18 protein-coding genes are annotated in these 21,857 nt (G+C 70.1%); 7 read left to right on the forward strand and 11 right to left on the reverse strand.

The features are described from left to right. Window positions 1-44: 44 nt before the first annotated feature. Window positions 45-1,220: a fatty acid desaturase gene (locus LWW89_RS11335; protein WP_293264537.1), complete on the reverse strand. Its 1,176-nt coding sequence runs from the start codon at window positions 1,218-1,220 to the stop codon at window positions 45-47. A 155-nt stretch (window positions 1,221-1,375) separates the two neighbouring features. After that, window positions 1,376-2,719, reverse strand: coding sequence for an NADP-specific glutamate dehydrogenase (gdhA, locus tag LWW89_RS11340; RefSeq protein WP_365781531.1), 1,344 nt, complete (start codon window positions 2,717-2,719; stop codon window positions 1,376-1,378). A 268-nt stretch (window positions 2,720-2,987) separates the two neighbouring features. On the opposite strand from gdhA, the gene LWW89_RS11345 reads away from it, so the two are divergent. The 5 genes from LWW89_RS11345 to LWW89_RS11365 all read left to right on the forward strand — a co-directional run bounded on the left by LWW89_RS11345 (window position 2,988) and on the right by LWW89_RS11365 (window position 8,176). Further along, complete coding sequence (locus LWW89_RS11345; RefSeq protein ID WP_293264207.1) at window positions 2,988-5,201, forward strand: EAL domain-containing protein; 2,214 nt, start codon at window positions 2,988-2,990, stop codon at window positions 5,199-5,201. Window positions 5,202-5,382: 181 nt separating this feature from the next. After that, on the forward strand, window positions 5,383-6,081 hold the full coding sequence (locus tag LWW89_RS11350; RefSeq protein WP_293264208.1) for a winged helix-turn-helix domain-containing protein: 699 nt from the start codon (window positions 5,383-5,385) through the stop codon (window positions 6,079-6,081). Between the two features lie 65 nt (window positions 6,082-6,146). Then, window positions 6,147-7,583 carry an ATP-binding protein gene (locus LWW89_RS11355; RefSeq protein ID WP_293264209.1) on the forward strand — a complete coding sequence of 479 codons (1,437 nt, stop codon included), beginning with the start codon at window positions 6,147-6,149 and terminating at the stop codon, window positions 7,581-7,583. Window positions 7,584-7,714: 131 nt separating this feature from the next. Continuing rightward, window positions 7,715-7,903: a hypothetical protein gene (locus LWW89_RS11360; protein ID WP_293264211.1), complete on the forward strand. Its 189-nt coding sequence runs from the start codon at window positions 7,715-7,717 to the stop codon at window positions 7,901-7,903. Next, window positions 7,904-8,176 carry a hypothetical protein gene (locus tag LWW89_RS11365; protein ID WP_293264213.1) on the forward strand — a complete coding sequence of 91 codons (273 nt, stop codon included), beginning with the start codon at window positions 7,904-7,906 and terminating at the stop codon, window positions 8,174-8,176. It begins immediately after the preceding gene. Between the two features lie 619 nt (window positions 8,177-8,795). On the opposite strand, the gene LWW89_RS11370 is transcribed toward LWW89_RS11365, so the two are convergent. Continuing rightward, window positions 8,796-9,728, reverse strand: a complete 933-nt coding sequence (locus tag LWW89_RS11370) for a DMT family transporter (RefSeq protein ID WP_293264215.1) — start codon at window positions 9,726-9,728, stop codon at window positions 8,796-8,798. 280 nt (window positions 9,729-10,008) lie between these two features. Between LWW89_RS11370 and LWW89_RS11375 the strand changes: the two genes are divergently transcribed. Beyond that, entirely contained in the window at window positions 10,009-10,488 is a 480-nt protein-coding gene (locus tag LWW89_RS11375; protein WP_293264217.1) for an Lrp/AsnC family transcriptional regulator, read from the forward strand. A gap of 92 nt (window positions 10,489-10,580) precedes the next feature. On the opposite strand, the gene LWW89_RS11380 is transcribed toward LWW89_RS11375, so the two are convergent. The 8 genes from LWW89_RS11380 to mutL form a co-directional block, all read right to left on the reverse strand. Beyond that, on the reverse strand, window positions 10,581-11,906 hold the full coding sequence (locus LWW89_RS11380; protein WP_293264219.1) for a mechanosensitive ion channel domain-containing protein: 1,326 nt from the start codon (window positions 11,904-11,906) through the stop codon (window positions 10,581-10,583). Window positions 11,907-11,920: 14 nt separating this feature from the next. Further along, complete coding sequence (locus tag LWW89_RS11385) at window positions 11,921-13,243, reverse strand: RsmB/NOP family class I SAM-dependent RNA methyltransferase (protein ID WP_293264539.1); 1,323 nt, start codon at window positions 13,241-13,243, stop codon at window positions 11,921-11,923. A 152-nt stretch (window positions 13,244-13,395) separates the two neighbouring features. Further along, window positions 13,396-14,547, reverse strand: a complete 1,152-nt coding sequence (locus LWW89_RS11390; RefSeq protein ID WP_293264221.1) for a DUF3108 domain-containing protein — start codon at window positions 14,545-14,547, stop codon at window positions 13,396-13,398. A gap of 27 nt (window positions 14,548-14,574) precedes the next feature. Then, window positions 14,575-15,270, reverse strand: a complete 696-nt coding sequence (gene purN / locus LWW89_RS11395) for a phosphoribosylglycinamide formyltransferase (protein WP_293264223.1) — start codon at window positions 15,268-15,270, stop codon at window positions 14,575-14,577. Window positions 15,271-15,343: 73 nt separating this feature from the next. Next, a complete protein-coding gene (locus LWW89_RS11400; protein ID WP_293264224.1) occupies window positions 15,344-16,021 on the reverse strand; it encodes a hypothetical protein in 678 nt (225 codons plus the stop codon). 91 nt (window positions 16,022-16,112) lie between these two features. Further along, window positions 16,113-16,754, reverse strand: a complete 642-nt coding sequence (locus LWW89_RS11405) for a DedA family protein (protein ID WP_293264226.1) — start codon at window positions 16,752-16,754, stop codon at window positions 16,113-16,115. A 210-nt stretch (window positions 16,755-16,964) separates the two neighbouring features. Beyond that, complete coding sequence (gene miaA, locus LWW89_RS11410; protein WP_293264228.1) at window positions 16,965-17,936, reverse strand: tRNA (adenosine(37)-N6)-dimethylallyltransferase MiaA; 972 nt, start codon at window positions 17,934-17,936, stop codon at window positions 16,965-16,967. Between the two features lie 3 nt (window positions 17,937-17,939). Beyond that, window positions 17,940-19,970 (reverse strand): DNA mismatch repair endonuclease MutL, encoded by a 2,031-nt coding sequence (gene mutL / locus LWW89_RS11415; RefSeq protein WP_293264230.1) that lies wholly within the window; start codon window positions 19,968-19,970, stop codon window positions 17,940-17,942. A gap of 117 nt (window positions 19,971-20,087) precedes the next feature. On the opposite strand from mutL, the gene LWW89_RS11420 reads away from it, so the two are divergent. After that, the gene (locus tag LWW89_RS11420; RefSeq protein ID WP_293264232.1) at window positions 20,088-21,728 is read left to right on the forward strand and encodes a methyl-accepting chemotaxis protein; all 1,641 of its coding nucleotides are present in this window, start codon (window positions 20,088-20,090) and stop codon (window positions 21,726-21,728) included. Window positions 21,729-21,857: the final 129 nt, after the last annotated feature.

Below are 21,857 nucleotides of genomic sequence, written 5' to 3' on the forward strand. Positions count from 1 at the left end.
CCTGGCGCCGCCCGCAGTGTATGCCAGATGGCGTGCTGGGCGCGTTACACCGCGTAACGGCGCAGGCGCAGAGCGATCTCTTCGAGCTGGCGGATGCCCGAGGCCTCGGCCCGCTGGCACCAGTCCTGGAGCTGCTTGACCAGCTGGTCGGAGGAGGCGCTGGTGCGCTCCCACACCTGGGCCAGTTCGTCGCGCATGGCGTGCAGGGTAGCCAGGGCGCGGCTCTCCCGCAGCAAGGTTTCCAGGGCGGCGCGGCGCTCGGCGCACAGTTTGGCCGGATCAACATTGAGCAGGCCGGCCAAGCCGGCAAAGCGCTTGGCTTCCTGCTTGCCCAGGCGCTGCCTGAGGGCTTTCAGCTCCTCGCCGTAGGTGCGGCGCAGGGATGCGGCGTAGCGCGACAGCAGGTCGTAGCGGTGGGTGATCACCGCCTGGAGGCTGTCCAGGTCGAGCACCGGCTTGGGCGCCACGAAGCGGGGCCTGGGGATGACTTTCTTGATGGTGGCCAGCTTGCAGGCGGACAGCACCCGCAGGTACAGCCAGCCCAGGTCGAACTCGTACCACTTGGTGGAAAACCGGGCCGAGGTGGCGAAGGAATGGTGGTTGTTGTGCAGCTCTTCGCCACCCACCAGGATGCCCCAGGGAATCAGGTTGGTGGAGGCGTCGGCGCAGTCGAAGTTGCGGTAGCCCCAATAGTGGCCCACGCCGTTGATCACCCCCGCCGCCCAGAAGGGAATCCACACCATCTGCACCGCCCAGATGGTCAGGCCGATCGGGCCGAACAACACCAGGTTTAGCACCAGCAGGATCGACACGCCCAGGGCCGAATGGCGCGAATAGAGGTGGCGCTCGATCCAGTCGTCCGGAGTGCCGTGGCCGTAGCGGCGCAGGGTTTCCTCGTTCTTGGCCTCGGCCCGGTACAGCTCGGCGCCTTCGAAGAACACCTTCTTCAGACCCTTGGCCTGGGGACTATGGGGGTCCTCGGCGGTTTCGCACTTGGCGTGGTGCTTGCGGTGGATGGCCGCCCATTCCTTGGTGACCATGCCGGTGGTGAACCACAACCAGAAACGGAAGAAATGGGAGACGAGGGGATGCAGGTCCAGTGCCCGGTGGGCCTGGTGGCGATGCAGGAAGATGGTCACCGCGGCGATGGTGACGTGGGTGAGTCCCAGGGTAACCAGCACGTAGCCCCACCAGGGAAGGTCAATCAGACCGGCGTACATCGACAACACCTTCTCGCCCGAAGGCGAAGTAACGAACAAGCCCCTGATTCTACGTGAAAACCCCGCCGCCAACCGTCCCTTGCGGAACGGTCATGACGGCGGGGCAAGGCCTTGCGGCGCAGGGCGCGGCAGCGCCCCTCAACGGGGCCGGCGCGTTACACGATGCCCTGGGCGAGCATGGCGTCGGCCACCTTGACGAAGCCGGCCACGTTGGCGCCGCGCACGTAGTCGCTACTGCCGTCGGTCCCGCAACCCTTGCCGTATTCCAGGCAGGATTCGTGGATGGCTCGCATGATCTCGCGCAGACGGCGGTCCACCTCGTCCCGGGTCCAGGACAGGCGCTGGGCGTTCTGGCTCATCTCCAGGCCGGAAACGGCCACCCCGCCGGCGTTGGACGCCTTGCCCGGGGCGTAGAGGATGCCGGCGCCAAGGAAGGCGTGGACCGCCTCCAGGGTGGACGGCATGTTGGCGCCCTCGGCCACGGCAGTGCAGCCGTTGGCCAGCAGGCGCTTGGCATCGTCGCCGTCCAGCTCGTTCTGGGTGGCACAGGGCAAGGCCACGTCGCAGGGCACGCCCCAGGGACGCTGCCCTTCCAGGTACTGGAGGCCGAAACGGCGGGCGTATTCCTCGACGCGGCCGCGCTCCACTTCCTTGAGGTAGTGCAGGGCCTGCCACTTCTCGGTAGTCATGCCCTCCGGGTCCACCACGGTGCCGCCGGAGTCGGACACGGTGAGCACCTTGGCGCCCTGCTCCATGGCCTTCTGGGCGGCGTACTGGGCCACGTTGCCCGAGCCGGAAATGGCCACCCGCTTGCCTTCCAGGGTTTCGCCCTGGGTCGCCAGCATCTCTTCGAGGAAGTACACCGTGCCGTAGCCGGTGGCCTCGGGACGGATCAGGCTGCCGCCATAGACCCGGCCCTTGCCGGTGAACACCGAGGTGAACTCGCCGGCCAGCTTCTTGTACATGCCGAACATGTAGCCCACTTCCCGGGCGCCCACGCCAATGTCGCCGGCCGGCACGTCGATGTCGGCGCCGATGTACTTGTGCAGCTCGGCCATGAAGGCCTGGCAGAAGCGCATCACCTCACCATCGCTCTTGCCCTTGGGATCGAAGTCGGCGCCGCCCTTGCCGCCGCCCATGGGCAGGGTGGTCAGGGAGTTCTTGAAGACCTGCTCGAAGCCCAGGAACTTGAGGATCGACAGGTTCACCGAGGGATGGAAGCGGATGCCGCCCTTGTAGGGGCCGATGGCCGACGACATCTGCACACGGAAGCCGCGGTTCACCTGGACCCGGCCGGCGTCGTCCACCCAGGGCACGCGGAAGGTGATCACCCGCTCCGGCTCCACCAGGCGCTCCAGCAGGCCCTGGTCGCGGTAGCGGGGATTGCCTTCGAGGAACGGCCACAGGCTTTCCATCACCTCCTTCACCGCCTGATGGAACTCGGGCTGGTGCGGATCGCGCTGCCGCACCGCGGCGAGGAAGGAATCGAGGCTCATCATGGAACTCCAGGAAAAATAAGGGAAAGGCGTTGACGGAAGCCGGCGTGGCGACGGCCACGGGCATCCCTTCCGCGCGGGAAAACGCACCATTTTAGTGCATTCCGTCCCTTTCCCCCAGGTGTGACAAAGTGCCCATCCGCACGCCGCCGGTTCCTCGCCCCCCTTCTTCTTCCCCGGCGGTTTGTTACACTGCACTCTTATATCTAATAGCGGGCGCCCCCAACGCCTTGCAGCACAACGATAAAAACCACCCGTACCGGGAGGAGACGTGACACCACCGCCGACGCTGCACCCCGGCGGCCAGACGGAACCCTTGCTGGCGGCCCTGCGCCGGGCCGGGGAACTGTCCTGCCGCGCCGTCGACCTGGCCGACCTGGCCCGCACCACCTGTGAAACCCTGCTCCAGGGCGGCCTCACCCTGGTCGCCCTGGCACGTCTCGCCCCGACCCTGCCCGAGCCGGTGCTGGTGGCCTGCCGCGACGCCCACGCCGCCGCCGTCGCCGGGCGAGGCCCCGCCGACAGCTGGTCCGACTGCGGCCGCCTGGCCAGCGAGCGCTCCTGGCAGCGCCAATGGCCGTGCAACTGGCGCGGCCGCACCCACGGCCTGCTGCTGATCGGCGGCGACGAGGCCGACAGCGCCGAACTGCCGCCCCGGGTAGTGGACGCCCTGGACACCCTGGCCGCCACCCTGGGCTCCGTCCTCGCCCTGCACTACTGCGAGGAAGAGTCGATCCGCCTGCGCCACGCCCTGGACCGGGGCGACCGCGCCACTGGCAAGAGCGAGACCACCGCCGAGGAGCAGTTGCGCCTCAAGACCCGGGCCCTGGAATCGAGCCTGAACGGGGTGATGATCACCTCCGCCGTGCTGCTCGACCACCCCATCACCTACGTCAACCCGGCCTTCGAACGCATCACCGGCTACCGGGCCGACGAGGTGATCGGCAAGGCGGGCTGCTTCCTGGTGCGCGACGACCTCAACCAGCGGGGCCTCAACGAAATCCGCGCCGCCCTGCGCGACAAGCGCGAGGGCCACGCCATCGTGCGCAACTACCGGCGCGACGGCAGCCTGTTCTGGAACGAGCTGCACATCGCCCCGGTGCGCGACGAATCGGGCACCCACACCACCCATTTCGTCTCGATCATCACCGACGTCACCGAGCGGGTACGCTACCAGGAACAGCTCGAATACCAGGCCCACCACGACGTGCTCACCGGCCTGGCCAACCGGGCCCTGCTGGCCGACCGCATCAGCCAGGCCATCGCCCAGGCCCGCCGCGACAAGAGCCAGGTGGCGGTGCTGCTGCTCGACCTGGACCGTTTCAAGCTGGTCAACGACGGTCTGGGCCACGGCCCCGCCGACGAACTGCTCAAGACCGTGGCCACCCGGCTGATGGCCTGTGTGCGCGACACCGACACGGTGGCCCGCCTGGGGGGCGACGAATTCGTCATCGTGGTGCGCGACATCCGCCACCCGGAAGATGCCGCCGGGGTGGCCGACAAGGTGCTCAAGTCCCTGGCCCTGCCGTTCACCATCGCCGACAAGGAAGTGTTCATCGGCGCCTCCATCGGCATCTCCCTCTACCCCCGGGACGGGGACCACGACGAGATCCTGATGCGCAATGCCGACGTGGCCATGTACCGGGTCAAGGAGCACGGCCGCAACAGCTACCGCTTCTTCCTGCCGGAAATGGGCGGCATGGCCCTGGGCAAGCTGGACATGGAAGGCAACCTGCGCCGCGCCCTGGAGAACGGCGAGCTGGTGCCCTACTACCAGCCCAAGGTGAACATCGCCACCGGCCGCATCGTCGGCGCCGAGGCCCTGGTGCGCTGGCGCCACCCCAAGATCGGCGTGGTCAGCCCCAACGAGTTCATCCCCCTGGCCGAGGAAACCGGCCTGATCCTGCCCCTCGGCGAACAGATGCTGGCCCAGGTGTGCCGCCAGATCCGCTGCTGGGACGACGCCGGACTACCGCGCATCCCGGTGGCGGTGAACATCTCCGCCCGCCAGTTCCGCCAGGACGACCTGGCCCAGCGCATCCGCCACGCCATCGAGGAATCCGGCCTGGACCCGGCCCGCCTCGAACTGGAACTGACCGAGAGCATGGTGATGCACGACGCCGACGGCGCCATCGGCACCCTGCGCGAACTGCGCCTGATGGGCCTGCAACTGTCCCTCGACGACTTCGGCACCGGCTACTCCAACCTCACCTACCTGAAGCGCTTCCCGATCAACACCCTGAAGATCGACCGCTCCTTCGTCTCCGACCTGACCACCAACCCGGACGACGCGGCCATCGCCGCCGCCGTGGTGGCCATGGCCCACCAGCTGGGCCTGACCGTGGTGGCCGAGGGGGTGGAGACCGCCGAGCAGCTCCAGCTGCTCGCCGCCAACGGCTGCGACCAGTACCAGGGCTTCCTCTTCTCGCGGCCCGTGCCCGCCGAGGATTTCGAGCAGCTGCTGCGCCGCGGCCAGAACGCCTGACCTGCGAAACCCCGCGCCCCTGGCCGATCTTGGCGATATGCCCGCCAGGATCGGCCAGGGGCGTGCCTTTTCCGCACAGCGATTCCGGATGCGGCCATGGGCGCGGACTTCCGGGTCATCCACCGCAGCCGGCCCGGCTCGCGTTACACTTCCCGGCATCGCAACTATTCCCGCCCACGCCATGGCACAGCGCATCCTGCTGGTGGAAGACGACGAACGTCTCGCCTCCCTCATCGCCGAATACCTGACCAAGAACGGCTTCGACGTGGCCATCGAGCCCCGCGGCGACACGGCCGCCGAGCGCATTCCCAGGGAAGCCCCGGACCTGGTGGTGCTCGACCTGATGCTGCCCGGCCTGGACGGCTTCGAGGTGTGCAAGCAGGTGCGCAGCAAGTTCGACGGCATCCTGCTCATGCTCACCGCCCGGGACGAGGACATGGACCAGATCCTCGGCCTGGAACTGGGGGCCGACGACTACATCACCAAGCCGGTGCAGCCCCGGGTGCTGCTCGCCCGCATCCGCGCCCTGCTGCGCCGCGCCCCGGCAGCGGGCGGCGAGGCCGGCGACGGCAGCGACGAGGTGATCGACATCGCCGACTTCCACATCAGCCAGGCCACCCGTACCGCCCACCTGGCCGGCGAGCCCCTGGACCTGACCACCGCCGAGTTCGACCTGCTCTGGTTGCTGGCCAAGAACGCCGGCTCGGTGCTGTCCCGGGACGACCTGCTGCAAGCCCTGCGCGGCATCGGCTTCGACGGCCTGGACCGCTCCATCGACGCCCGCATCTCGCGGTTGCGGCGCAAGCTCGGCGACGACCCGGACAATCCGGAGCGGATCAAGACGGTGCGCGGCAAGGGCTACCTGTTCAGCAAGGCCTGACCCGGCCCACCAGCCACGGCGCCCCCTGGGGCGCCGTTTTCGCGTTTTCACCCGCCCAGTTCCCCATGACCGCCGCCTCCGCCCCCAAGCCGGCCAAGCCCCGCATCCGCAGCCGCCTGCCCATGCTGCCCCGGGGCCGCTATTCCCTATCGCGCCTGTTCTTCAACTTCTACCTGTTCGTGATGGGGTCCTTCGTCCTCATCGCCTTCTTCGCCGACATCGTCATCAACACCGCCCTCCAGGGCATCACCGACGACTATGCCCGGCGCTTCATGCGCGGCACCATCCTGCTCATCGAAGAAGAGCTGAACCGGCACCCGGCCGAGGAATGGCCTGTCACCCTGAAGCGCCTCGACGATAAATTCTCCTACCGCCTCGCCCTGATCAAGCGCACCCAGTTGCGCCTGCCCGAATCCCAACTCGACCGGCTCGACAGCGGCGACATCGCCATCGACAACATCCAGGACGTGATGTACCACCGCCTCACCCGCCACCCGGACCTGGTGCTGGAGGTGGGGCCCCTGTCGCCGGACCGCAACCCGGAGGCCAAGCGCGCCATCCCCCTGGAACTGCGCATCCGGCTGCTCACCTGGAGCATCATCGGCGTCGGCTTCGGCGTGGTCGCCTGGCTGTGGCTGCGGCCCATCTGGCGCGACCTGGAATCGATCCGCGAAACCGCCAAGTCCCTGGCCGAAGGCGAGTTCGCCGCCCGGGCGCCGCTGCCGCGCACCCGCACCTTCGCCCTGCTCGCCCGTACCCTCAACGGCATGGCCGAACGCATCCAGCGCCTGCTGGCGACGCAGAAAGAAATGTCCTCGGCCATCTCCCACGAACTGCGCACCCCCATCGCCCGGCTGCGCTTCGCCCTCGACATGCTCGGCGAGACCGAGGAGCGGACCGAGCGTGAACGGCTGTGGGCCGGCATGGAAGCGGACCTGGACGAGCTGGACACCCTGATCGACTCCAGCCTCACCTACGCCCGCCTGGAACGGGAGCAGCCCGCCCCGGTGCTGGAACCCGTGGCCCTGCGCCCCTGGCTCGAAGACCAGCTCGCCGCCCTGCGCCCCCTGGCCGGCCCCCTGCAACTGGAACTGGACGCCCCCCTACTCGACGCCCGCCAGCGGGTGGCCTTCGACCGCAAGGTGATGCCCTTCGCCCTGTCCAACCTACTGCGCAACGGCATCAAGTACGCCCGCCAGCGCATCGTCGTTCGCCCCGAGCTGGACACGGTCAACGGCTGGGTGCGGCTGCACGTGGACGACGACGGTATCGGCATCCCGGTGGACGAGCGGGAGCACATCTTCACCGCCTTCACCCGCCTCGACCGTTCCCGGGACCGGGCGACCGGCGGCTATGGCCTAGGCCTGGCCATCGCCCGCCAGGTGATGGAAGCCCACGGCGGCAGCGCCAGCGCCGACGAATCCCCGGAAGGTGGCGCCCGCCTCACCCTGGCCTGGCCCGGCCTGTCCTGCCTGACCGACACGTCCCAATGCCAGGGCTGAACGGTCACATTACAAATCGTCACAACTCCTCACCCGCCGTCACCCCGGCGGCAACGAATGCCCATAGATGCGGGCGCCACCCCGGGCCTAGACTGGCCCCTGGTATCCCCCTGCCTGCACCGGAGTACGCCATGACCCATCCCGCCCGCCGCACCCTCCGCGCCGAATCCTTCCTGGCCCGGCTCAACCGGGCCCTGGGCGACTACCTTGGCCGCCTGATTTTCCCCGCTCCCCCCCCTGCCCTGCGCCTCCAGCCGGTGCGCGCCACGCAGCCGCAAAAACGCAACCGCCGGGTCTTCGCCACCCACGGCGAGTGGTAAGTGGCCGGCCGCCCCGCCGCCCGCCGAGCCGATCCTCCCGCGAGCGATTCCCCCCCCGAGACGCCGCCGGCCGCCGATACGCAGGCCGGCGACGCACCTAAATCCCGTTGCACCCACCCGATGCGCCTGCCGCGCCCCGAACTGCTCGGCATCGCCCTCGGCCTCTTGGCCTGGGAATGGCTCGACACCGGCGAGAACGAAGCGCTCCAGGTCGCCGTCATCGGCGTGGTCATCGCCCTGGCGGTAATGGTCTACCGCAAATGGAAGGAATGAGGCCGCCGCCTCCCCTTGCCGCATCGCCCCAGGCCCGCTCCGGCGGGCTTTTTTGCGTCCCAGGATTCCGTGCGGCCCCGTGCCCGCTCACACTTGGTTACAACCATGGCATGGGGCGTTACGCGAGCCCCACCCAATCGCCACAGACCCCTTGCCCGGACAAGGGGATACTGCAACGGTGCGTTTCACGCATGCAGACTCCCCCTGAGGCCCGCTCCCCGCGGGCATTCGAAGCCCGCATCCCCCTGCGGGCTTTTTTTTCGCCGGGAATTTTGCTCCCTGGAAACAGGCTCCGCACGGGAGCGGAAACGCCTCAACACCCCGGACGAAAATCGGCCCGAAGCCGCCCTCCCGGCCACCCATGCCATCGATTTACCTCCGGTTACAACCCGGGCATCGGGCGTTACGCGAGCCCCACCCAATCGCCACAGATATTCCCCGGCCAAACGCCGATACTGCGATTGTGCGTTACACGCATGCAGACTCCCCCTGAGGCCCGCTCCCCGCGGGCATTTCGAGGCCCGCACCCCCCTGCGGGCCTTTTTTTATGTCCACGCTCCGTAAGGCCCACGCGCCGGGGGAAGGGGGCGCCATCTCAGCCCGTAATCCCAGCCTGGCCTCAGGCGCGGCGCCGTTCCCAAGGCAGAAGGATGAAGCCGAACAGGGGCACGCCGCCCTCCCCGCCCCGGGCCAGGGCGACGCCGGGCAGGATCAGCGCCAGCCCGGCCAGGTGGAAGCTGTGGGGCGCTTCCCCCAGCAGCGGCCAGGCCAGCAGCGCCGCATAGACCGGCACCAGATACATCGAGGAGCTGGCCCCACCGGCGCCGGCCAGGGCGATCAGCCGGTCGTAGAGGAAATAGGCCCCCAGGCTCGGCACCAGGGCGAGAAAGCCCAGGGCGGTGTAAACCGCCGGGTCGCCGAAATCGGGCCGGCGGCCTGCCAGGGACTCACCCAGAGCGAAGGGCGACAAGGCCAGGACGCCACCCAGCATCAGGGCCAGCAGGCGCACGTCGCCGGGCAGGGGCGGCAGGGGACGGCGCCGCGACAGAAGGGTGTACAAGGCCCAGCCAGCCGCCGCCAGCACCACCCACAGGTCTCCGCTGCCGAATGCCAGACCCACCAGAGCATGGGCCTCGCCCCGGGTCAGGATCACCACCACCCCGGCCAGGGCCATGGCCAGCCCGGCCAGCACCCGGGGCCGCAAGGGCGCTTTCCACAGCAGGGTATCGAGCAGGATCACCAGCACCGGCGAGGCGGCGAAGATCAGGGCCACGTTGGTGGCCGTGGTCGTCCGGGCGCCGAGGTACTGGGGCGCCACCGCCAGGCCCATGCCCAGGGCGCTCAGCAGGGCCAGGCGCGGCGCGGCCTGGCCCAGGGTCCCCCGCAGCGCCCAGAGGCGCCGCCCGGACCAGGGCAGGAGCAGCAGCACCGCCAGCATCCAGCGTCCCCAGGCCAGGAACAGGGGCGGAATGTCGGCCTGTTGGGCCCAGCGCGCCGCCACCATGTTGGCGGCAAAGAGGGCCGGTGCGGCCAGCAGTAGAAGGGGCAGCATGGCCCCGGACGGGGCCGGCAGGACGGCCGGCAACACCGGCGCGAGCGGCGAAGGCGGACTGGCCAGGGAAGCGGGCCTGGAGGGCGTCGGAGCGGCAAGCATGGCGGCGATTTCTGGACGCAGGGTGTCCATGGGAGCGGGGATGACGCAAAAAGTGTAGGCCGCCGCCCCGGGAATAGGCTTCCAAACACTCTTCCAATACGCACTGTTACGAGAATTTCCACCTATCCATGCCACCATCCGCAGATAAAAATTCTTTTACCCGAGTAATCAAAAGAACATGACCCCCATCCCCACCGACGCCCGCCTGGACGAATACGACCGCAAGATCCTGCGCGAGCTGCGCCGCGACGGGCGCATCAGCAACCAGAAGCTGGCCGAGCGCATCGGCCTGTCCCCCACCCCCTGCTGGAACCGGGTGCGGGCCCTGGAAAAAGCCGGGGTAATCACCGACTACGTGGCCATCCTCGACCAGCGCGCCCTGGGCTTGCCGGACACGGTGATCATCGAGGTCACCCTGGACCATCACGACGACAACATGCTGGAGCGCTTCGGCCAGGCTCTGGCGGCCCTGCCGGAAGTGATGGAAGCCTTTCTCGTCACCGGCGAGTACGACTACCTGATCAAGGTGGCGGTGGCCGGTACCGAGGGCTACGAGCGCTTCCTGCGCACCAAGCTGTACAAGCTGCCGGGCGTGCGCCACAGCCGTTCCACCTTCGCCCTGCGCTGCATGAAGCGCTCCCACTCGGTCGAGCCCTGACCCCTGCGCCGTAAACGGCAACGCCCCGCACAAGGCGGGGCGTTCGTTGCGCGCGGGGCGCAGGCCGGATCGGGGTGACTCAGTTGGACGACTCAGCTGCCGCCGGCCTGGGCAACGGCCCGGGCCACCTCCGGCCCGGGAGGAAGGCCGCCCTCCCCCAGCACCCTCACTTCGCGCTGCGGGAAGGGGATTTCCACCTTCATCTCGTTGAAGCGGCGCAGGATCGCCAGGTTCACCGCCGAGCGGACGCTGCCGGTGCCGTTTTCCGGGTCGCCGATCCAGAAGCCCACCTCCAGGTTGATGCCCGAATCGGCGAAGGCCACCAGGTAGGGGAACGGCGCCGGGTCCTTGAGCACCCGGGGCACCGAGGCGGCGGCGTCCACCAGGGCGGCCATGGCCGCCTCCACGTCGGTGCCGTAGGCCACCTGGATGGCGTTCTTGAGGAAGACCCGGGAATCGGTGTAGGTCTGGTTCTGCACGATGGTGGTCATCAGCATCTCGTTGGGCACGATGAACTCGGTGCCGGCCAGGGAACGCAATACCGTGTAGCGGGTGGTGATCTGGGTCACCACCCCGCTGGTGTTGGCGTCCAGGGCGATGACGTTGCCCAGGCGGATCGAGCGGTCCATGAGGATGACGAAGCCCGACAGGTAGTTGCTGGCGATGCGTTGCAGCGAAAAGCCCAGGCCCACGCCCAGAGCGCCGCCGAAGATGGAGAAGGTGGTCAGGTCCACCCCCACCATGGAGATCGCCGCCAGCACCGTCACCACCAGGATCAGGGCCTGGAGGAAGCGGGACATCACCACCCGCACGCTGGAATCGAGCTTCTCGGCCCGGGCCAGGCGCAGCTCCACCAGGTTGCCGGCCCACATGCCCAGAATCAGGGCCATGCCGATGGTGAAGGTGCTGTGCAGGATGTCCCACAGGTTGAAGCGCTGCTTGCCCAGGGCGAAGCTCACCGACTCCAGCCCGTCGATCACGCCGGGCAGCAGGCCGGTGATGTGCAGGGCCACCCCCACCCACACGCAGGTGGCGATCAACCGCTCCCAGGGCGCCAGGGCGTTGGACTGGTCGAAGGCCTGGCGCAGCACGTAGATGGTCAGGCGCACCATCACCGCGGCGAGCAGCAGGGCCGACACCAGGTTGAGCAGGCTGACGTGCATCACGGCCTTGAGGAAGAAGGCCGACGCCGCCACCAGCAGGTAGGCCGTGGCCGGCATGGCCACCCGGGTGGCCACCGAACGCAGGCTCTCCCAGCGCACCGTACTGCCCTTGCTCAGGAAGCGCCGGTAGTGGTAGCGCACCATCCAGCCGACGAACAGGGACGACACCACCACCGCCAGCTGCCATAGCACCGTGGGTTCCTGGATGTCGCGGAAGACCTCGCGCAGGAGGCCCGGGAGCAGGTCCGGATTCATGGGCGGCGCGCTCCTTACTCGGGAGTTTCGGTGGCGGTATCGACAGTGTCGGCGGGTGCAGGTGCAGCCTTGACGGCCTCCGCCCGGACGAACACGGCGGCGAAGAAGCCGTCGCTGCCGTGGCGCTGGGGCAGCAGGGCGAGGCGTTCGCCGGCCTCGGGCACGGCGATGCCCTGGCGCGCCAGCACCTCGGCTGCCGACACCGGGGCGAAGTCCGGGTGGGCCGCCAGGAAGGCGTCGGCCACGGCGCCGTTCTCGGCGTCGAGCAGGCTGCAAGTGGCGTACACCAGGCGGCCGCCCGGCTTCACCAGCTTGGCCGCGGCGGCCAGGATGGCGCCCTGCTTGGCCGCCAGCTCGGCCACGTCGCTCTCCTGCTGGCGCCACTTCAGGTCCGGGTTGCGGCGCAGGGTGCCCAGGCCCGAGCAGGGGGCGTCCACCAGCACCCGGTCGAGCTTGCCGGCCAGGCGCGACAGCTTCACGTCCCGCTCATTGTCGATGCGGATCGGATGGACATTGGATAGGCCGGAACGGGCCAGGCGCGGCTTGAGGTTGGCCAGGCGCTTTTCCGACACGTCGCAGGCGTAGAGGCGGCCCAGGGATTTCATCTGGGCGCCGAGCATCAGGGTCTTGCCGCCGGCCCCGGCGCACAGGTCCATCACCATCTCACCGCGCTTGGGGGCCACCAGGAAGCCGAGCAGCTGGCTGCCCTCGTCCTGGACCTCGATGCTGCCGTCCAGGAACAGGGGATGGCGTTGCAGGGCCGGCTTGTCGGCCAGGCGGATGCCCAGGGGCGAATAGGGGGTGGGCTCGGCGGCGATGCCGTCGGCGCGCAGCCGCTCCAGCACGGCGTCGCGCTCGGCCTTGAGGGTGTTCACCCGCAGGTCCAGGGGGGCGGCCCGGTGCAGGGCGGTGGCCAGGGCGTCGGCCTCGGCGGTGCCGAACTGGGCGTCCAGGCGGGCGTCGAGCCAATCCGGCCAGTCGCGGCGCACCGCCGCGGGCAGGTCCGCGTCCCGGGACGCTTTCAGGGTCGGCAGCCACTCCGCCTCGCCCTTGGAAAGGCCGTTGCCCAGGGCCTCGGCCAGCTCCCGGGTGCTCATGCCCCGGTAGCGCAGCAGGGCGGCCAGGATCAGGCGGCGCGGCGTGGCGCCGCCCCCGTCGGCCAGGCAGGCCGCCTGGAGGCTGCGCAGGCGGCGCAGCACCAGGAACACGGTCTCGGCGATGAAGCCCCGATCGGCATGGCCCAGGGCCCGGTTCTCGCGGAAGTAGCGGGACAGCACCGCATCGGCCGGATAGGCGAAGGTCAGCACCTCGCCCAGCACCATGGCGGTGTGGGACATCAGGGCGACGGGCAGGCGGGCGCCGTCCACCTGCTGGGCCGCCGCATTGCGGCTGGTGGGGCGGCTGGAGCGGGCCTCGCCGGCGGCGCGGGCGCCCTGGCGGCGGGCGGTGTTGCCGGTCTTGCTGGGGTTCGATTTGCGGGTCGGTCGGTTCATGGCTGGGCGTCTGGAGTGGTCGGGGCCGCCCCGTTCGGGACGGCGGGCGGTGAGGCGGACGACGATGGCGCCGGAGTGGCGTCGCCGCTCCGGATATCCACCGCCAGTTGGTCGTAGCGGTCGCCGCGCCGGTCGGTGTAGCGCATCTTCACCGGCAGGGCGTGGTAGTCGAGGGCGAGCCACAGTTCGATGGGTTCGCTGTCCTCGGTCTTGACGTGGAGTGTACGGAAAGTGCCGGCGGGAAGCTCCACGGTTTCCTCGCCCTGCACCACGATCAGCTGCTCCGAGATCTTCTTGCCGGTGGCCACCGTCAGGGTGTACGAGGGCATCAGCGGAAAGCCGGGCAGCCAGGCAAACTGGAAGAACAGGCTGAGAAAGTCCTGGGCGCCCCGGGCCACGGCGGCGTCGCCCTTGGCGTAGCTGACCTGGGCCGTATCGCCGTCCGGGATGCCGGCCAGGGTGTCGCCGCCCCAGTCGAAGTCGGCCCAGTCCTGGCGCCGGCCGTCCCGGGCGGTGAAGAAATGGCGCGGCTTAAGGCCCTCGGGGGTCACGTCCCCCTGGCTCTCCTGGGTGACCCGGACCGGCTTGATCAGGGCCGCCAGGCCGGCGGTCTCGGTGCTCATCCAGGCCCGGTAGCGGCGCGGCCCGTCGGCCTGGGCCGGCGGGGGCGGGCTTTCCCAGTTCAGTTCGGTCTTGCCCAGCTCGAACCCCGGCTCGCCGCGGAACACGGCGTAGCGAATTCGCACCCGGTCGGGCAGGCTGGCGGCGGCCACGGCGTGAAGCGCATCCAGGGCCCCCGCCGAATCGCCGGAATCACCGCCGGCAGTAGCAGAAGCGCTCTCTGCGGCACATCCGGGGGCCTGGACATGCAGCGCCTCGTCCCTGGTGACGGCCGCCAGGGGCGCCGGGCGGGGCGGGTTGGCGCCGTGGGCGGGACGCCCCGAACGGCGCGGCCGGGCCGGCGCCCGGGCGGCGGCCGGCGGGGCGGCCGCCGGCGTCGGGGGCATCAGCTCGGCGCGCAGCGGCGGCGCCTGGGGGGATTCATCGTGCAGGCCGGGCAATTCCAGGGCTTCCAGGTCCGGACCGAACAGCACCGCCGTGTGCAGCCCCAGGGACGCAGCCAGGGCGATGAGCAGGGCGATGGGCATGGACGGCCGCGGACGGCGGGGCGGGGCTCAGGCCCCGCCGGGGGAATGGAAGGCGGCCACGGCGGTAGTCGGGCTACCGGCCACCCGGACCCGCCCCGCCTCCACCCGCAGGCGGTCCTGGGCGAACCAGGCCACGGCGCGGGGGTAGATGCGATGCTCCTCGGCCAACACCCGGGCGGACAGGGTGGCTTCGCTGTCGCCGTCCAGCACCGGCACGGCGGCCTGGAGGATGATCGGCCCGTGGTCGAGCTGGGCGGTGACGAAATGCACGGTGCAACCGTGCACCCGCACTCCTTCCTCCAGGGCGCGGCGGTGGGTGTGCAGCCCGGGGAAGGACGGCAGCAGCGACGGGTGGATGTTCACCAGCCGCCCCTCGTAGCGGGTCACGAAGCCCGGGGTAAGGATGCGCATGAAGCCGGCCAGCACCACCAGGCCCGGGGAAAAGCTGTCCACCGCCTCGGCCAGGGCGGCGTCGAAGGGCGCCCGGCCGGCCTCGCCGGCGGGAAAGTCCTTGTGGTTCACCACCCGGACCGGGATGCCCCGGGCCTGGGCCGTGGCCAGGCCGGCGGCATCGGGCCGGTTGGATACCACCCCCACCACCCGGGCCGGGTAATCGGGGGCGTCGCTGGCGGCGAGGATGGCCTCCATGTTGCTGCCCCGGCCGGAAATGAGGACGACGACGGCGAGCTTGGAACGGTCGGGGGAAGAAGCGGGGGCGGACATGGCAAAGAGAGGGAACGGCGGAAAGGTTGAGAAAAGACGGAAAGAACAGGGGCGGCCAATCGGCGGCCCCGGATCAGAACTTGACCGGCAGGAACACGGCAGAAGCCAGGGTCTGGGTCACCCGGGTGACGGAGCGGCCGCTCTTGTCGGCAACGATCCGGGACAGGGTGTCGAGCAGCCCCACCACCCGCCCCACCTCGCGCTCGAACGACAGGTTGCGCACCGGCCCATCCACGTTGGCGTGGAGCAGGGGCTCGCCGCCCGCATCCCGGGCGGTGTTGAGCTTCCAGGCCGCCACCTCCACGTTGCGGGCGCAGTTGTAGAGCTTCTGGGCGTCCAGGGAATCGAGCAGGTAGAAGGATTCCTTGTGCTCGAAGGCCCCGTCCACCATGTCCATCAGCCCGCCCATCAGGGCCAGCACCCGGTCGCCGGCGTAGTCCTCGCGGAAGGCCAGCAGGGCCGCCTCCCGCTCGCGCCGGCCGCCCAGGGCCTGGCGCGCCGCCGGCAGGTCGAAGACCAGTACCACCGCCGCCTCCAGGCTGGGCTGGCTGCCCTTGCGCCACTCCCGGGGGTTGCGCCGGTAGAGCTTGTCGGTGAGGCGGCGCAGGCTGGCGACCACTTCGGCCCGGTGCATTTCCACCACCCGGTCGATGTCGCCCTTGGCCAGCTGGGACGGATCGAAGGTCGTTTCGCGCCGGCCGTCCGGCAGTTGCCGGGTGGCGCAGGCCCCCATCCCCGCGGCGAGGAGCAAAACGCTCCCCAGCGCCATCAAGCCACGGCGTCGCGGAGGGGAGAAGGAGGCGCCAGCCATGCGGCATCATACCGCAGCGGCGCGCCCCGCTTCAGGCGCTGCGGGCGCGCCGCTGGCGCAGGTATTCCAGGCCGGCGGGCAGGAACGACACCAGGACGATGACCACGATCACCACGGACAGGTTGTTCTTGACCAGGGGCAGGTTGCCGAACAAGTAACCGGCCAGGGTCAGGGACACCACCCAGCCCAAGGCGCCGACCACGTTGAACAGGGTGAAGCGGGCCGCGTTCATGTTGCTCACCCCGGCGACGAAGGGCACGAAGGTGCGGAACAGGGGCAGAAAGCGCGACAGCACCACGGCCTTGCCGCCGTGGCGCTCGTAGAAGGCGTGGGTCTTGGCCAGGTTTTCGGCGTTGAGGAAGCGGCCGCCCCGGGCGAACACCTTGGGGCCGAGCCAGCGGCCGATGGCGTAGTTGGCGCTATTGCCGAGGATGGCGGCCAGGGTCAGGGACACCATCAGGGTCGGCGCGTCCATGCCGCCCACGGCGGCCAGGGCCCCGGCGACGAAGAGCAGGGAATCCCCGGGCAGGAAGGGGAACACCACCAACCCCGTCTCGGCGAAGACGATGAAGAACAGGATGGCGTAGATCCAGGGACCGTACTGCTGCACCAGCACAGCCAGGTGCTTGTCCAAGTGCAGGATGATGTCGACGAAGGCGGCGAGGAATTCCATGGAGGCGCGTCGCGGAAGGAGGGAAAAGCCGAAAAAGGCCGGAGAGAACCGGAAAACGGAGCGAAACCGGCGGCAAAGGGGGGCATTTTACCCGATCCGCCCCGCCGCCCTGTGACGGTGCGTACGTGCCGGAACCGGCCCCCTCGCCTGCTCGTGCGCCCCCTGCCCCCCTGCCCCCCTGCCCCCCTGCCCCCCTGCCCCTGCCTCCGGTCAAGCGCCGATGGCGGCGCGCACCCGGGCCTCGGCCGCCGCCGCCAGATCGGGGCGCAGGCAGTCGAAGGCCTCGTTGGCCAGGGTGTTGGTCAGCCAGGTGATCTGGCGCTTGGCCAACTGGCGGGTGGCGAAGATGCCCCGGTCGCGCAGTTCGCCCGGGGGGATGCGGCCGTCGAGCATGTCCCAGGTCTGACGGTAGCCGACGCAGCGCATCGAGGGCAGGTCCGGGTGCAGGGCGTAGCGGGCGCGCAGACCCTCCACCTCCCCCACTAGCCCGGCGTCGAGCATCTGGGCGAAGCGCTCGGCGATGCGCTGGTGCAGCACGCCCCGGTCAGAGGGCAGCAGGGCTAGGGACAGGATGCGGTAGGGCGGCGGATCGGCGGTCTGTTCGGCCAACAGGGCCGACATGGGCCGGCCGGTGAGGCGCAGGATCTCGATGGCCCGCTGCAAGCGCTGGGAGTCGTTGGGGGCGAGGCGCGCCGCCGTTTCCGGATCGAAGCGCGCCAGCTCGGCGTGCAGCGCCGGCCAGCCGTGGGCGGCAGCCTCGGCATCGATGGCGGCGCGCAGGGCCGGGTCGGCCTGGGGCAAATCCGACAAGCCTTCGAGCAACGCCTTGTAGTAGAGCATGGTGCCCCCCACCAGCAGGGGCACCTTGCCCCGGGCGGTGACGGCGGCCATCTCGGCCAGGGCGTCGCTGCGGAAGCGGGCGGCGGAATAGGCTTCCTCCGGGCTGATCACGTCCACCAGGGCGTGGGGGAAGCGGGCCAGGGTGTCGGCGTCCGGCTTGGCGGTGCCGATGTTCATGTCGCGGAAGACCAGGGCCGAGTCGACGCTGATCAGCTCCACCGGCAGGCGCTCGGCCAGGTGCAGGGCCAGGCCGGTCTTGCCGCTGGCGGTGGGGCCCATCAACAGGATGGCGGGCGGCAGGTCCTCCGGCCCGTTTGCCGGGGCGGCGTGGTGCGGCGCCATGGTTCAGCGGCCGTGTAGGAAGAAGGCGCCCACCTGCTCGGTGGTGAGCTGGACCCAGGTGGGCCGGCCGTGGTTGCAACTGCCGGCCCGCTCGGTGGCCTCCATGCGGCGCAGCAGGGCGTTCATCTCGGGCACGGTCATCGGCCGGCGGCCGCGCACCGCACCGTGGCAGGCGCAGGTGGCGAGCAGCTCGTTGCGCCAGGCTTCCAGCTCCCGGCCGGCGCCATGGTCGCCAGCCTGGCCGAGGGCGTCGAGCACCGCCCGCACCAGTTCCGCCGGGTTGGCCCGGCCGAGCAGCACCGGCACGGCGCGCACCGCCACCTCGCCGGGGCCGGCGGCGGACAGCTCGAAGCCGAAGCCGGCCAGTTCCTCCTGGTGTTCCTCGGCGGCCGCCACCAGCAGGGGGTCGGCGCGCACCACCACGGGAATCAGCAGGGGCTGGGAGGCCACCTGGCGACCATCGAAGGCGGCCTTCAGTTCTTCGTAGAGCACCCGCTCGTGGGCGGCGTGCTGGTCGACGATGACTAGGCCCTGGGCGTTCTGGGCCAGGATGAACATGTCCTGGAGCTGGGCCAGGGCGTAACCCAGGGGCGGCGGGGCGTTGTCGTCGGCAGCGGAGCGAACGGGAGGTGCGGCCTGGGCCGCTGCAACCGCACCATCCACGCCAGCGACGGCAGGGGCGGACGGGACGTCCGCCTGGGCCGGCACCGCCGGCTGTTCCTCCGCACTGACGTAGAGCGCCTCGGTGGACAAGCCCGAAGCGCCAATATCCACGCGGGTTTCCTGGGCGGCATGGACGAAGGCCAGGTAGGACGCGGCTTGCGCCGGGGTCGGCCGGGAGGCCCAGTCCTGGCGCGGGAGTTGGCCCGAAGGCTGGCCCGAGGCTTTCCCCACGGCACCGGCAGGACGGGGCGCATAGGCAGGAGCCGCCGGCTCCCGGATGCCCAGGGCGCCCTGTTGCGGTGCCGGAGCGGCAGGCACCGCCGGAGTCACGGGGGGCCGGGGCGCATAGGCCGCGCCGCCCTGGGCGGCGGCGTGCACGGCGGCCTGGGCGATGGGGGTGGCCAGGGCCTGGCGCAGGGCGTGGAAGACGAATTGGTGCACCGCCCGGCTGTCGCGGAAGCGCACCTCGGTCTTGGCCGGGTGCACGTTCACATCCACCGCCGCCGGGTCGATGTCGAGGAAGACGCACCAGGAGGGCTGGCGGCTGCCGTGCAGAATGTCCCGGTAAGCCTCGCGCAGGGCGTGCTGCAACAGCTTGTCGCGCACGTAGCGGCCGTTGACGAAGCAGTACTGGACCTCCTTGGCACCGTCCACGGCGGTGGGGCGCAGGGCCAGGCCGGTGACGCGCAGGGCGCCGGCATCGGCGTCCACTTCTACCGACTCGGTGAGGAAGGAAGCGCCGAGCAGGTCGGCGATGCGCTGCTTGGGCTCGGCCCGGGCCAGGCGCAGGACTTCCCGGCCGTCCCGGGTGACGGTGAAGGCCACGTCGGCGTGGGACAGGGCAACGCGCTTGACCGCCTCCAGGCAGTGGGCGGCCTCGGTGGCGGCGGCCTTGAGGAATTTCCGCCGCGCCGGGGTGTTGTAGTAGAGGTCGCGCATCTCCACCACGGTGCCGGCCAGCAGCGCCGCCGGCTCGGGCTCGCCCGCCGCGTCGGTCAGCTTCCAGGCGTGGGGAGCCCCCCGCTCCCGGGAAGTGAGGGTCAGGCGCGACACCGCCGCCACCGAGGCCAGGGCCTCGCCGCGAAAACCCAGGGTGGCGACCCGTTCCAGGTCGAGCAGGTTGGCGATCTTGCTGGTGGCGTGGCGGGTCAGGGCCAGGGGCAGCTCGTTCTTGGGGATGCCGCCGCCGTCGTCGGTGACCCGGATCAGGGCCACGCCGCCCTCTTCCAGGTCGATGCGCAGGGCGGTGCTGCCCGCGTCCAGGGCGTTTTCCAGCAGTTCCTTCAACACCGAGGCGGGACGTTCGACCACCTCGCCGGCGGCGATCTGGCTGATGAGGAGGTCGGGCAGGGGGCGGATCGGATTGCGCATGGGGCGGATTATACGTGGCCCCGCACCACCCGCCGGGGTGCCGGCCCACGGCGGTACTGACAGCTGTAACGCGGCGGTGGCAAACTGCCGGCTCCCCATTCCCCGCCATATAACAACATGACAATGTTTGCCTCGGCCCCCATCGGCCAGCGCCTCGGCCTCGGCTTCGCCGCCGTCCTCGCCCTCTTCCTGATAACCAACGGCCTCGGCCTGTGGGAGTTGCACAAGGTGGCCGAATCGACCCGGGTAATGATGGAGGCCCCCCTGCAAAAGGAACGCCTGACCAGCGACTGGAACCGCAACATCACCGCCGGAGTGGCCCGCACCACCGCCATCGCCAAGAGCAGCGACCCGGCCCTGGCCCAGTTCTTCGCCGAGGCCGCCGCCCAGTCCACCAAGCAGTCCAGCGAATTCCAGAAGGCCATCGAGGCCCTGCTCGCCAGCGACGCCGAAAAGGCCCTGTTCGCCGAGGTGGGCGAGGCCCGCAAGGTGTACCTGACGTCCCGGGACGCCATCATGAAGGCCAAGAAGGAAGGCCGCATGGAAGAGGCCGAGCGCATCCTGCAAGAAACCTTCATGCCCGGCTCGGCGCGCTTTCTGGAGAAGGTCCAGGCCCTCACCGAGATGCAGCGCCGGACCATCGACGCCAGCGCCCAGGAGGTCGAAGCGGCCAACGCCCGGGGCCGCCAGATGGTGATGGTGATGGCGGCCCTGGCCATCGCCCTGGGGGTCACCGTCTCCTGGCTGATCGGCCGTAGCATCCGCGGCCCCCTGGACGAGACCGTGGCCGCCCTGGAGCGGGTGGCAGCGGGCGACCTCACCGTCAGCCTGCGTGCCCACCCCACCCACCGGGACGAAATCTCCCGCCTGCAACGGGCCACCGCCACCATGGTGGGCGAACTGTCCGGCCTGCTGCGCGACCTGAAGCGCCAGTCCGGCCAGCTTTCCGATGCCGCCGGCACCCTGTCGTCCGCCTCGCACCAGGTCAAGCGCGGCTCGGAGCAACAGTCCGAGGCCACCGCCTCCATGGCTGCCGCCCTGGAAGAAATGAGCACCAGCATCAACCACGTGGCCGACCTGAGCCGCGACGCCCAGCAGATTTCCAGCGACTCCGGCCGCCAGGCCCGGGACGGCGCCGACACCATCCACCGCATGATGGACGACATCGGCCGCATCGCCGACAGCATCCAGCAGGCCGCCGGCACCGCCGCCGACCTGGGCGCCTCGTCCGAGCGCATCTCCGGCATCACCCAGGTGATCAAGGACGTGGCCGACCAGACCAACCTGCTGGCCCTCAACGCCGCCATCGAGGCGGCCCGGGCCGGCGAGGCCGGCCGCGGTTTCGCCGTGGTGGCCGACGAAGTGCGCAAGCTGGCCGAGACCACCCGCCAGTCGGCCCTGGAAATCACCGAGATGATCACCACCATCCAGCAGGGTTCCAAGGCCATGGCCACCCAGATGGACGTGTCGGTAGACCGGGTCGGCGAGGGCCGCGCCATGGCCGGCCAGGCCGGCGACGCCATCCACGGCATCAACGACGGCACCGGCAAGGTGGTGGACGTGATCGACGACGTGTCCACCGCCCTCAAGGAACAGGCCGCCGCCAGCCAGGAAATCGCCGGCCGGGTCGAGAACATCGTGCAGATGATCGAGGAGAACAACGCCGCCATGGGCGCCGTGGCCGACACTGCCCAGGAGCTGGACGCCCTGGCGGCCCAGCTCAAGCAGGACATCGCCCGCTTCCGCGTCGCCAGCTAACGGGGTTGCGCAGCCTCGACGGCCGCCACGGCGCCAACGACAACGGCCCCCGATTGGGGGCCGTTGTCGTTGACGTTTTTGCGGGAGGCGAGTGTGCGCCCGCCCCCTGGGTGGGCGCGGCATGCGGCC

Source organism: Oryzomicrobium sp. (assembly GCF_021287045.1).
Lineage (GTDB): Bacteria > Pseudomonadota > Gammaproteobacteria > Burkholderiales > Rhodocyclaceae > Oryzomicrobium.

Coding starts and splice junctions, on each gene's coding strand:
- LWW89_RS11335 (WP_293264537.1), bottom strand. CDS start 1,220: ATGTACGCCGGTCTGATTGACCTTCCCTGGTGGGGCTACGTGCTGGTT.
- gdhA (WP_365781531.1), bottom strand. CDS start 2,719: ATGATGAGCCTCGATTCCTTCCTCGCCGCGGTGCGGCAGCGCGATCCG.
- LWW89_RS11350 (WP_293264208.1), top strand. CDS start 5,383: ATGGCACAGCGCATCCTGCTGGTGGAAGACGACGAACGTCTCGCCTCC.
- LWW89_RS11355 (WP_293264209.1), top strand. CDS start 6,147: ATGACCGCCGCCTCCGCCCCCAAGCCGGCCAAGCCCCGCATCCGCAGC.
- LWW89_RS11360 (WP_293264211.1), top strand. CDS start 7,715: ATGACCCATCCCGCCCGCCGCACCCTCCGCGCCGAATCCTTCCTGGCC.
- LWW89_RS11370 (WP_293264215.1), bottom strand. CDS start 9,728: ATGCTGCCCCTTCTACTGCTGGCCGCACCGGCCCTCTTTGCCGCCAAC.
- LWW89_RS11375 (WP_293264217.1), top strand. CDS start 10,009: ATGACCCCCATCCCCACCGACGCCCGCCTGGACGAATACGACCGCAAG.
- LWW89_RS11380 (WP_293264219.1), bottom strand. CDS start 11,906: ATGAATCCGGACCTGCTCCCGGGCCTCCTGCGCGAGGTCTTCCGCGAC.
- LWW89_RS11385 (WP_293264539.1), bottom strand. CDS start 13,243: ATGTCCCACACCGCCATGGTGCTGGGCGAGGTGCTGACCTTCGCCTAT.
- LWW89_RS11390 (WP_293264221.1), bottom strand. CDS start 14,547: ATGCCCATCGCCCTGCTCATCGCCCTGGCTGCGTCCCTGGGGCTGCAC.
- purN (WP_293264223.1), bottom strand. CDS start 15,270: ATGTCCGCCCCCGCTTCTTCCCCCGACCGTTCCAAGCTCGCCGTCGTC.
- LWW89_RS11405 (WP_293264226.1), bottom strand. CDS start 16,754: ATGGAATTCCTCGCCGCCTTCGTCGACATCATCCTGCACTTGGACAAG.
- miaA (WP_293264228.1), bottom strand. CDS start 17,936: ATGGCGCCGCACCACGCCGCCCCGGCAAACGGGCCGGAGGACCTGCCG.
- mutL (WP_293264230.1), bottom strand. CDS start 19,970: ATGCGCAATCCGATCCGCCCCCTGCCCGACCTCCTCATCAGCCAGATC.
- LWW89_RS11420 (WP_293264232.1), top strand. CDS start 20,088: ATGACAATGTTTGCCTCGGCCCCCATCGGCCAGCGCCTCGGCCTCGGC.